Raw genomic sequence first — 11,689 nt, forward strand, 5'->3', positions numbered from 1 at the left:
TATTTTAGATGCTCAAATTAAAATACAAAAAAATGGCTTCAATTACATTAAAAGGAAACCCAATTAATACATCAAGTAACTTACCAGAAGTTGGTACAAAAGCACCTGACTTTTTACTAACTACAACAGATTTAGATGTTCATAGCTTAACAAATTACAAAGGCAGTAAGGTGGTTTTAAACATTTTTCCTAGTATAGATACAGGAACTTGTGCACAATCAGTTAGAACGTTTAATCAAGAAGCAAGTGAGTTAGAAAACACAAAAGTACTTTGTATTTCTCGTGATTTACCTTTTGCTCAAGGTCGTTTTTGTGGTGCTGAAGGATTAAAAAACGTAGTTAATTTATCTGACTTTAAAGATGGAAGCTTTGGAAAAGCATATGGTTTAAACATTGTTGATGGGCCTCTAGAAGGATTACATTCACGTTGTGTTATTGTATTAGATGAAAACGGCATTGTAAAATATACTGAACAAGTGGGAGAAATTGTTGACGAACCAAACTATAAGGCTGCTTTAGAAGCGTTGCAGGATGCCTAAAAAAGAATCCTTTATAAAAAACCGATTGAAAAGTGTGGGTTACGCCTTTAAAGGTGCACTATTACTTTTAAAAACTGAAGCTAGTATCAAAATTCAGTTTGTAATTGCTATCATAGTAACTATAGCAGGCTTTTATTTTGAAATTTCTTCAAATGAATGGATCGTTCAATTATTAGCTATTGGTTTAGTTATGAGTATTGAAGGTATTAATACAGCAATTGAAGAAATTGCTAACTTTATTCATCCAGAACAGCATCCTAAAATTGGTTTAATAAAAGATATTGCAGCTGGAGCAGTTTTTATAGCTTCAGTTTTTGCCAGTATTGTTGGTTTAATTATATACCTCCCAAAGATTTTTTAAAATACTAATACGCTTAGGATAAACGTTAGTAATTTGTATTTTTGTTACAACCCAAAAAAACACTCCTTTTGGAGTTTAAATTCTGAAACAACAAACCATTAATGGCCAAAAGTAAACCCAAAACTAAAAAAACACCTATAAAAAAAGTTAGAACATTTAGTTTTAAGTTATCTAGTCAGCAAAAACTGGTTCTGGGTAGCTTGTTAATCATACTTGGCTTTTGGTTGTTTATAGCATTTATTTCTTATTGTTTTACTGGAAATGAAGATCAAAGCGCTATAAGTTCTTTTCCATCTAGAACATCAGAAACTCAAAATTGGGTTAGTCAAGTTGGAGCATGGTTTGGAGAACTTTTTATTCACCGAGGTTTTGGTATTGCATCTTTTATATTTTCTGGTCTAATTTTTCTATCTGGTGTTTATACTTTAATGAACATCAACAAAGCAAAACTAAGAAAGCATTGGTTTTGGGGTATATTAATTATTATTTGGCTGTCAATTCTTTTTGGATTCTTCGGAAACACAAAAGATATTCTTGGGGGAACTATAGGTTTTGAAATTAATAGCCTTCTTCAGGATTACATAGGAAAAATTGGTGTATCACTTTTATTAGCATTTGGATTAATAACCTATTTAGCTATGCGTTTTAAAGTGACTTTTGAAAGCATTACTAATATTTTTAAATCTGCAAAAAAGGATATCAAAGATGAACTTTCTAATATGAAAGAAGATGTTGTTGTTCCTTTTGACAATAATTTATCTGAAGAAGCTGAAGCTATAAAGTCAGCTTTTGAAATTCCATTAGAAAATAAAGAGACTGAACCTAAAAAAACAATCAAACCTAAATTAGAACCTGCGCCTTTAGAAGTTAAAATACCAGAACCAGAAATTGAAAAAGAGCCAGAACTAGAAATAAAAGTTGAAGAAGTAAAAGAAGAAAAATCCGAAACTGATAATTTAGCAGACAAACTTGTTGAAGATTTTGGGCAGTTTGATCCTACACTAGAATTAGCTAAGTATCAATTTCCAACCCTTGATTTATTAAAAAAATATGATACTGAAGGTATTACTATAAATCAAGAAGAATTAGAAGAAAATAAAAATAGAATTGTTGATACTTTAAACAATTATAAAATTGGAATTTCAAGTATAAAAGCAACTATTGGACCAACCGTAACACTTTATGAAATTGTTCCAGATGCTGGTATTCGAATTTCAAAAATTAAAAACCTTGAAGATGATATTGCTTTATCACTTTCTGCTTTAGGAATTAGAATTATTGCTCCTATTCCAGGAAAAGGGACTATAGGTATTGAAGTCCCAAATAAAAATTCAACAATTGTATCAATGCGTTCAGTAATTGCTTCAAAGAAATTTCAAGCCTCAGAAATGCAATTACCAATAGCTTTAGGTAAAACTATTAGCAATGAAACTTTTGTAGTCGATTTAGCAAAAATGCCTCACTTACTTATGGCTGGTGCTACAGGTCAAGGTAAATCGGTTGGACTAAATGCGGTTTTAACATCTCTACTTTATAAAAAGCACCCTGCAGAAGTAAAGTTTGTATTAGTTGATCCTAAGAAAGTTGAGTTAACACTTTTTAATAAAATTGAACGTCATTATTTAGCAAAACTTCCAGATAGTGAAGACGCGATAATAACAGATAACACAAAAGTAATCAATACATTAAACTCATTATGTATTGAAATGGATAACCGTTACGAACTTCTAAAAAATGCATTCTGTAGAAATATTGCTGAATATAATGTGAAGTTTAAAGCTAGAAAATTAAATCCTAATGATGGGCATCAATTCTTACCATACATTGTTTTGGTTGTTGATGAGTTTGCAGATTTAATAATGACTGCTGGAAAAGAAGTAGAAACACCTATAGCTCGTTTAGCGCAATTAGCTCGTGCTATTGGAATCCATTTAATTATCGCAACGCAACGACCATCTGTAAACGTTATCACTGGTATAATAAAAGCTAATTTCCCAGCACGAATAGCCTTTAGAGTAACTTCAAAAATAGATTCACGTACTATTTTAGATGGTTCTGGAGCTGATCAACTTATTGGTCGTGGAGATATGCTTTACACACAAGGAAATGATTTAATACGTGTACAATGTGCTTTTGTTGACACACCAGAAGTTGAAAAAATAACAGATTTTATTGGTTCTCAAAAAGCATATCCAGAAGCTTATTTACTTCCTGAATATGTTGGTGAAGAAAGTGGCACAAGTCTTGATATAGACATCTCAGACAGAGACAAACTATTTAAAGATGCTGCCATAGTTATTGTAACCGCACAACAAGGTTCAGCTTCGTTATTACAACGAAAACTAAAACTAGGTTATAATAGAGCAGGCAGATTAATTGACCAGTTAGAAGCCGCTGGAATAGTTGGTCCTTTTGAAGGCAGTAAAGCGAGACAAGTTTTAGTCCCAGATTTAACTGCTTTGGATAAACTTTTACAAGACGAATTATTATAAATTAGAACAATGAAAAGATTAATTGCAGTATTATTAATAACATTATCTTTTAACGCTTTTGCCCAAAACAAAGCCAAAAGTTTATTGAATGAAGTTTCAGTAAAGGTAAAAAGCTATGACAATATTTCTTTAGACTTTAAATACACATTAGAAAATATTTCAGAAAACATAAAGCAAGAAACCAAAGGAGATGTAGTGATGCAAGGTGATAAATACAGATTAAATATACTTGGAGTAACACGCTTATTTGATGGTAAAACGCTATATTCTATTAGTGCTGAAGATGAAGAAGTGACTATTTCATCAGATAACGACGATGAAAATGATGCCATAACACCAAGTAAAATGTTGTCTTTTTATGAAGACGGATATACTTACGAGTTAGATATTACACAAAATATAAAAGGAAGAAAAATTCAATATGTAAAGCTAACGCCTATTGATTCTAATTCTGAAATAAAAAGTATTCTTTTAGGTATTGACGCGCAAACAAAAAACATTTACAACTTAATTCAGGTAGGTAAAAACGATACAAAAACCACACTCACTGTTAATTCTTTTAAAACTAATGCGCCTTTATCAAAAACCTTATTTACCTTTGATGCCAATAAATACAAAGATTATTACATCAATAAATTAGATTAGGTTCTTCGTTTGAAAATTCTTGACCGCTACATACTAACCACATACCTTAAAACTTTCCTCAGTGTGTTTGTTATACTCATGCTGATTTTTGTTTTACAGACTATTTGGCTTTACATAAAAGAACTTGCTGGAAAAGATCTTGACATTGTAGTTATTGTTAAGTTTCTAGCTTATTTTATGCCAAAACTTATACCTTTAGTTTTGCCACTTACCATTCTTTTGGCATCTATTATGGTGTTTGGTAGTTTTGCAGAAAACTATGAATTTGCTGCAATGAAATCAACTGGTATTTCATTACAACGCGCCATGTCTGGTTTAAGTGTTTTTATAGTTATTCTTGGTATCGTAACTTTCTTTTTTTCCAATAATGTTATTCCATGGGCAGAACTTAATTCTTATAATTTAAGAAAAAACATAGCAAAGCTTAAACCCGCTATGTTACTTGCTGAAGGTCAATTTAACCCAGTTGGAACTTACAATATTAAGTTTGTTGACAAATATGGAGACCGTGATCAATTTCTAAAAGATGTAACCATACATGTAAAAGATAAAACTGGCAGAAAAAATGCTACGGTTATAAAATCCAAAATTGGAGAACTTGCTAGTGAAAAAGACTCAAATGTATTAAAGTTAATTTTGAGTGATGGCCATTATTATAGTGATGTTTCTCCACAAGATAGAAAAGCATTAAAAAGAAAACCTTTTGCAAAAAGCACTTTTGAAACCAAAATCATCAACATTGATTTATCAAACTTGAACAATGTTGATTTTGATGAACAGTCCCAAACTGATAAATATAACATGCTAAATGTTAGTGGTTTAAACAAAACCATAGATTCTCTCGTTACAAAATATGGTAACGAAAATAAAACGTTTGCTGAAAATTTACATCTTAGATCTGGACTTAATAGAAATTACCCTGTAGACAGAAAGGTAATTGATTCTTTAAGCTACACTGGTCCTATTCTTGATCTTTTTGATACCAAACAAAAAATAGATTTAGTAGATGTAGCGTCAAAATCAATGATTAGTTCTAAGCAACTTATTATCACAAAAGATGCTACCATGAAAAACTCTAAAGCGTGGCTTAACAAGCATGTTATATCACTTCATGAAAAATTTGCCTTAGGCTTTGCATGTGTTATACTATTTTTTGTTGGCGCACCACTTGGTGCCTTAATCCGTAAAGGAGGTATTGGATTACCTATGGTTATTGCCATACTTTTATTTTTAACCTATCATTTTATTGGAATATTTGCAACAAATAGCGCAAAAAACGGAGGATTCAATCCAATTATTGCACCGTGGTTTTCAACCTTAATTATGCTTCCTTTAGGTATTTTCTTAACTAGAAGAGCTACAGCTGATAGAGGTCTTATTGAAGGAGAAGGGCTTTTCGAATTCTTAAAGAAATTATTTGGAATCAAGAAAGCAACTATAGATGAAGACACTACAGTATTTGAATCAAAATCTTCAGAATACATAGATTTACTAGCTTATGATAACAATAGGTTAATTGATATAATTAAAAATTATAGAGAGTATAGTTATTCATCAAAATATAGAAATACAGCACTATCAATAATTAACACAAGAGGTATTTCAACACAACAATTAAAATTTTCTGGTAATCTTTTTAATGAAAAATATGAAGAAGCAATTCGTCTAAAAAATAAATTTGAAGAAGACTCTAAATTAGCTTTTATATTATACATTATATTCTATTCATTAACCTTGATAGGTCTTGTTTTAGAAAATAATAAGTTTGAACTTATTGGAAGTGTTTTATCAATTACTGGAATTATATCAGGAATATTTTATTTGTTTTCACTAGTAAAATCCTTTATTAGTAGCTCTAATTTTTATAAACATCTTGAAAAAGCATCTTTTTCAAATGCACTTATATTTCTACTAGTAGGTTTTCCTTTATACTTCCTAATTTATCTTTTCCAAAAGAAAAAAATGAATGAAGAATTAAATATAAATGTAAAAGCAAAAACCGAACAACAATCTCCAATTACTTCTGAAAATTGTAATGAACTTCAATTTTCAGCCAATAATTATAATGAACATTCAAAATTTGCTATAACTCTCTACATTATTGGCGTAGTTTTATTGATATTATTCTTTGTCTTTAAAAACAATGAGTTACTACCACTAGCAACAGCTTCAATACAACTAAGTATAGTTTCATTAGTTTTATTTTTGGTTTATTTTATCAAATCGATAATCAACACATTCCAATTTTATAATCATATTGGGAAAAAGCAAAAAACACCAAATGTATTTCTTCTAATACTTGGCATACCATTCTACTTCATAACTTATCTTTTTTTAAACCAAAAAATGAAAGATGACTTAAAGACAAATTGTTTAGAATCTTTAAAATAAGCCATATCTTTGCATTATGATGGCAACTACTATGACACAAAAAGTAAATCAAGAGTTTAAGCTCAATACTATCCACGAAGCAATAGATGATATAAGAAACGGAAAAGTTATTATTGTTGTTGATGATGAAAATCGTGAAAATGAAGGTGATTTTTTGGCAGCTGCCGATAAGGTAACACCAGAAATGATAAACTTTATGGCTACTCATGGTAGAGGACTTATTTGTGCACCATTAACTGAAGGTAGATGCAAAGAGCTTGAACTAAACATGATGGTTCGTAACAATACCGACCCTATGGAAACTGCATTTACAGTTTCTGTTGATTTAAGAGGAAATGGTGTTACTACAGGTATTTCTGCAAGTGATAGAGCTAAAACGGTACAAGCACTCATAAATGATGATACTAAACCTTTTGAGTTAGCAAGACCAGGGCATATTTTCCCTTTAGTTGCTAAAGAAGGTGGTGTTTTACGAAGAACTGGACATACTGAAGCTGCTATAGATTTTGCAAGATTAGCAGGATTAAACCCTGCTGGTGTGATTGTAGAAATCATGAATGAAGATGGTACCATGGCACGCTTACCAGAGCTATTTAAGGTAGCAAAGAAACTAGATTTAAAAATTGTTTCAATTGAAGATTTGGTAGCTTATAGAATGCAACACGACTCTTTAATTGAGAAAAAAGAAGATTTCCAAATAGAAACTAGATTTGGAAGTTTTAGATTAAGAGCCTACAAACAAACCACTAATAATCAGGTTCATATAGCTTTAACCAAAGGGCATTGGAAAGATAATGAAGACGTACTTACCAGAATAAATTCTACATTATTTAATAATGACATTTTAGGCACACTTACCAATAATGCTGATAAGCAATTGGATGCTATGTTTAAAGTAATAAATGATGCAGGTAAAGGAGCGATTATATTTATAAATCAAGAGTCTCAATCTATGAATATATTGAGTCGTTTATCGTTTTTAAAAGAAAATCAAACTCCCGAAAAAGTAGCTCGTGCACCTAGAATTCATATGGACAATAGAGACTTTGGGATTGGAGCTCAAATTCTTCATGACTTAAACATTCATAAACTACAACTCATTTCTAATACTAAACAAACCAAACGTGTAGGTTTAATAGGTTATGGTTTAGAGATTGTAGACTATGTTAAATACTAAAAATCTAAGTATTAATATTGGATTATTAGTTTCTTTACTAATGTTCTATTATTTGAGTTTATTCTTAAAAGATATAAACCATTACTCAAATTAGATACATTAAACTTATTATTAGTATTTTTTTTGTTCATAACAATATTACCTAAAGTATCAAATATTTGAACTGAATTTATATGCATATTCGAATCTATATAAACAATGTCTTTAGTCGGATTCGGATATAATTTAAATGAATTTGCGTTAAATTCTGCATTACTTAAAGCATTGTTTTGATATACCCTTACATAATCAATTACCATTGAACTACTTGTAAAACCTGAGTCTGGAGTACCTGAAAACCCTCCCATAGCTACATTTAACAAAAGAAATTGTTCTAGATCAAAAGGCCATGTTCCAATATCTCTAATAGCAGGATTATAGGTGTAGTAAGCCACGTCATCAACTAAAAAAGTAATTTGATTTGGTGACCAATTCACAGAATACACATGGAAATTTGCAGAGACATCACTTATTAATTGTGATGCCTTATTTTTTGTATCACCAGAACACCCATCACAACCTGTATGCAATGCGCTAGAGGTATGATTTACTGCTCCTAAACCATGTTCCATAATATCAATTTCCCCACACCAAGGCCATCCTGTATTACCAAAACCTTGAGTTTGCCAATAAGCTCCTACCTCGCTTACATTTTTACCCAAAGTCCAAATAGCTGGCCATGTACCATTACCGCTAGGTAATTTAGCTCTAACATCTACTCTTCCATAAGTAAAAGCAAATTTAGAATTCAATCTTGCAGATGTAAATTGCAAAGTTTTACCTCCATGAGTATAGCTTTCTCTTTTAGCTACAATATTTAAAAACCCATTTTCAACAAAAGAATTATCTAGTCTATCTGTATAGTGTTGCAGTTCATTATTAAACCATTGTCCACCATTAGGACCTATAGTTTGGTGGTACCATTTAGATGCATCAATTGTAGCAGGCGTAGTACTATCAAATTCATCAGACCATACTAAATCTGTATATAAAACATCTAGAGCGTTAGGATCAGTTGGTGTAGAACCATCATGTATATCATCAATTAAAAACCCTCCAGACACAGATTTACCATCATCAAACCTAAAAACTAATCTATCATATTTACCACTACCACCAATAGTTGAAAAATCAAAAGTTAATGCTGTCCATCTATTAAATGAAGATGCAGTAACTGCAAGTTCAATATTTGGATTTGTTCCATTCTCCAACTTAATTATAATGGTATGAGAAATAGGATCAAATGCATAAAATAGTAATGTTATAGTATCATTAGAATCTAAATCAATAGACCTTATCAAATCTATATATTGTCCTTGTTCAGATGAAGAATTTGAACGCACAAATTCTCCTACTATGTTTCCTGAATCTGTTGGAGATGTTCTTGTAGTAAACGTACTTCCTCCCCAAACACTAAAAACATCTGAATTATCAGAAAAGTCAATTGGCATTTGCTGTGAGAAGCTAACTTGTGAAACCAATATGAGAAGTACAAAAACGTTAAAGCATTTTCTAAACATAGAAATTATTTTTTCACAAAGTTAAGCATGGAAAAACTCATCAACAGTGTTTTAAACCCATACAAAAACAATACAAAACAAATTCCTTAAATGCACGCTCTTATAATCTGGGACATTTTAGTAGCACGCTCTCTTACCTCTTGCTCTGTCCAAGATAATTTTATTAAGCAAGACATATTTCTTGCGATGTAATGGTCAGATTTAGAGAAGTCTCTATTTTTAAGATTTTCTAAACCTTTTCTCACTTCCGTAGAAATTGGGTAAAGTGATTTTAAATCTTTTAAATGATGCCATTCTCTGATGTAATGCCAGTTGTTATTATAATAATTCCAAAATGCATCAACTCCATTTTCTTTAAAGGCTTTTGAAACTTTATTTACAGTTTCTAAATCTGGTAAAAAGAAATTTAAAAAAGCACAGCTTTCTACCCCACCATCTGGAACAGTTCTGAACGTTACTTCCGGAATTTCTGCTAAGGCTTCTCTAATAATATTGAAGTTACGCTTTTGTATTTCCAAAAATTCTGGCAAGCGTTTTACTTGGGCTAATCCTACTGCAGCATGCAATTCTGAAATGCGAAAATTATACCCTAAGAATGGATGTGTTTCTGCACCTCTATCATTACCAACATGATCATGACCATGGTCGCTATAATGGTCAGCATTTATGTAATATTCTTTATTGTTTGTTATTACTGCTCCACCTTCTCCACAAGTTATAGTTTTTACAAAATCGAATGAGAAACATCCCAAATCTCCGATGCTTCCTAAAGGTTTACCTTTATATGTTCCGCCAATGGCTTGACATGCATCTTCTACTAATAATACGTTATGTTTGTTGGCAACTGCCTGCAACGCATCCATATTAGCCATACTACCGCACATTTGCACCACCATAATGGCTTTTGTTTTTGGTGTGATAGCTTTTTCAACTGCATCAGGGTTTAAGCCTAAAGTATCGTCAATATCTGTTAATACGGGGATGGCTCCTAACATCATTATAGCTTCAAAACTGGCTACAAAGGTAAAGGTTGGCATAATAACCTCATCGCCTGCACCAACACCTGCTGCTGCAAGTGCAACGGAGACTGCTGCGGTTCCGGAGGATACTAATTGCACGTGTTTGGATTTAAATGTGCTTTGAAGTTCTGATTCTAATGCTTTCGCTTTCCAATGTCCTTTACGCATACCATCGAAGCCGTAGCGCATTAAAACACCATTATCTAGTACATCGTTTACTTCTTTTCGTTCTAAATCTCCAAATAATTCAAATCCTGGCATAATTGTATGGTCTTTTCTGTTGAAACGGACGCTGGCTACGCGTTAGGGATTGAGGCATTTGTTGAAGCTCTCCCGATTTTTCATCGGGAAGCGACTGCCGAAAGCCCGACCCCTGTGGTAACGCCCAAATATTTTATATTTTTATTACGGTTTCTTCTATAGGTTTTCTAACTTTTTTGAAACTTGAAAACATATCATCTTCGGCACGATAACCTACAGGAAGAAGTAAAACTGATTTTAGTCCGTATTCGTTTAGTTTAAGGATTTCGTCAAACTTATTTGGTAAAAAACCTTCCATAGGGCAAGCGTCTATACCTTCAATGGCGCAAACAGTCATTAAATTACCTAGCGCTATATAAGCTTGGTTGGTGGACCATTTTTGTCGCTCTTCTATGGATTTTCTTTCCATCATTTTAATAAGGTCTTCACGATAGGGTTTTAATATGGTTTCTGGGGTGTTTCGGATGGTTTTTATGTTGTTATAATAGGTTGTAATATCTGTGTTTTCAATGTTATCTTGAATACATATTACCAATAAATGAGACGCATCTAATACTTGTTTTTGGCCGTAAGAGGCTTCTACAAGAGGAATTCGAGTTTGCTTATTTTCTACAACAACTAACTTGATGGTTTGTAACCCAAATGAGGTTGCAGTTAGGTTAAATGCTTGTGATATAATATCTAACTTAGGTTTTGGTAGTGTTTTAGATGCATCGAATTTTTTTGTTGCATACCGCCACTTAAGCTGTTTTATTGTGTCCATTATAATATCTGAGTGTTTGTACAAAAATAAGGTTTGCAATTTTGTTTTTGCTCTATTGACAAATAAAATAATTGTATTGAAAAATACATAAAATTTATTACTAAAAAGTTAAGTTTTTATTTGATAGAATGAAAAAGGACGTTATATTTGCACCCGCATTCAGGCAAATAGCTTGATGAGGCACTCAAGGAGAAATGGCAGAGTGGTCGAATGCGGCAGTCTTGAAAACTGTTGAGGGTCACACCTCCGGGGGTTCGAATCCCTCTTTCTCCGCCAAGATTTATTCAAAATCGACGAAAGTCCTGTAAACTCAATGTTTATGGGACTTTTTATTTTACCCAAAACATTAAAATATGTATTAAAAACCATTCTGTTGGTGACCTATTAGGTGACCTTTTTTAAACCTTAATTAGGTCACCTAATTGTTTATAACTGTTTATAAATCAGTACAATATATCAATTAAAAGACCTCGAAATTTTGT

Annotated in this window: 9 protein-coding genes and 1 tRNA gene; 7 read left to right on the top strand and 3 right to left on the bottom strand. The window is 31.9% G+C overall.

From position 1 onward, the window contains the following. The first annotated feature begins 32 nt into the window (after positions 1 to 32). From tpx to ribB, 6 genes are all read left to right on the top strand, one after another. The gene (gene tpx / locus DIS18_RS10085) at positions 33 to 539 is read left to right on the top strand and encodes a thiol peroxidase (protein WP_109352951.1); all 507 of its coding nucleotides are present in this window, start codon (positions 33 to 35) and stop codon (positions 537 to 539) included. Then, entirely contained in the window at positions 532 to 900 is a 369-nt protein-coding gene (locus DIS18_RS10090) for a diacylglycerol kinase (RefSeq protein ID WP_109352952.1), read from the top strand. The genes tpx and DIS18_RS10090 overlap by 8 nt, the downstream gene beginning before the upstream one ends. Positions 901 to 1,001: 101 nt before the next feature. Beyond that, positions 1,002 to 3,392, top strand: coding sequence for an FtsK/SpoIIIE family DNA translocase (locus DIS18_RS10095; RefSeq protein WP_109352953.1), 2,391 nt, complete (start codon positions 1,002 to 1,004; stop codon positions 3,390 to 3,392). Between the two features lie 9 nt (positions 3,393 to 3,401). Beyond that, the gene (gene lolA1 / locus DIS18_RS10100; protein WP_109352954.1) at positions 3,402 to 4,037 is read left to right on the top strand and encodes an outer membrane lipoprotein periplasmic chaperone LolA1; all 636 of its coding nucleotides are present in this window, start codon (positions 3,402 to 3,404) and stop codon (positions 4,035 to 4,037) included. 9 nt (positions 4,038 to 4,046) lie between these two features. Further along, positions 4,047 to 6,428 (top strand): LptF/LptG family permease, encoded by a 2,382-nt coding sequence (locus DIS18_RS10105; RefSeq protein WP_342752164.1) that lies wholly within the window; start codon positions 4,047 to 4,049, stop codon positions 6,426 to 6,428. 16 nt (positions 6,429 to 6,444) lie between these two features. Beyond that, the gene (gene ribB / locus DIS18_RS10115) at positions 6,445 to 7,605 is read left to right on the top strand and encodes a 3,4-dihydroxy-2-butanone-4-phosphate synthase (RefSeq protein ID WP_109352955.1); all 1,161 of its coding nucleotides are present in this window, start codon (positions 6,445 to 6,447) and stop codon (positions 7,603 to 7,605) included. Positions 7,606 to 7,616: 11 nt separating this feature from the next. On the opposite strand, the gene DIS18_RS10120 is transcribed toward ribB, so the two are convergent. The 3 genes from DIS18_RS10120 to DIS18_RS10130 all read right to left on the bottom strand — a co-directional run bounded on the left by DIS18_RS10120 (position 7,617) and on the right by DIS18_RS10130 (position 11,207). Next, complete coding sequence (locus tag DIS18_RS10120) at positions 7,617 to 9,164, bottom strand: glycoside hydrolase family 16 protein (RefSeq protein WP_245925659.1); 1,548 nt, start codon at positions 9,162 to 9,164, stop codon at positions 7,617 to 7,619. 86 nt (positions 9,165 to 9,250) lie between these two features. Continuing rightward, positions 9,251 to 10,444: a DegT/DnrJ/EryC1/StrS family aminotransferase gene (locus DIS18_RS10125; RefSeq protein WP_109352957.1), complete on the bottom strand. Its 1,194-nt coding sequence runs from the start codon at positions 10,442 to 10,444 to the stop codon at positions 9,251 to 9,253. Positions 10,445 to 10,577: 133 nt separating this feature from the next. Continuing rightward, on the bottom strand, positions 10,578 to 11,207 hold the full coding sequence (locus DIS18_RS10130; RefSeq protein WP_109352958.1) for an NAD(P)H-dependent oxidoreductase: 630 nt from the start codon (positions 11,205 to 11,207) through the stop codon (positions 10,578 to 10,580). Between the two features lie 188 nt (positions 11,208 to 11,395). Between DIS18_RS10130 and DIS18_RS10135 the strand changes: the two genes are divergently transcribed. Then, positions 11,396 to 11,483: transfer RNA gene (locus tag DIS18_RS10135), tRNA-Ser, on the top strand. Positions 11,484 to 11,689: the final 206 nt, after the last annotated feature.

Source organism: Algibacter marinivivus (genome assembly GCF_003143755.1).
Taxonomy (GTDB): domain Bacteria; phylum Bacteroidota; class Bacteroidia; order Flavobacteriales; family Flavobacteriaceae; genus Algibacter_B; species Algibacter_B marinivivus.